Here is a 254-nt window from a genome sequence, read left to right as displayed (position 1 = left end):
CGGTGAACAAGTTGGGTGCGGCGTCTGCATTTGCGCTGGTATCGGCGCTGGCGGGTGCGTCCGCAGGAGTGAACTTGAGGTGGAAGTCATACTTGCCGTCCAGCCCGGTTTTGTTGATGACCGGACGGTCCAGCATGAACTGCATGGCAAACGCGAACAGGTCCATGGAGACACCGGCAAAGGTGCAATCCCTTGCGCTTGCTGAGCCGCTGCACGAGACGTCGGGCAGAAAGTCTTTTCTCTCGGTGGGCTTT

1 protein-coding gene is annotated in these 254 nt (G+C 59.1%); it reads right to left on the bottom strand.

From position 1 onward, the window contains the following. Positions 1-229: TIGR03435 family protein (locus JAO32_RS20130; protein ID WP_443082622.1), on the bottom strand; the 229-nt coding region annotated here is incomplete at its 3' end. Positions 230-254 lie beyond the last annotated feature (25 nt).

The organism is Terriglobus sp. ADX1, assembly GCF_036877645.1.
Classification (GTDB): Bacteria; Acidobacteriota; Terriglobia; order Terriglobales; family Acidobacteriaceae; genus Terriglobus.
This window is presented reverse-complemented; position numbering and strand designations above follow the sequence as displayed.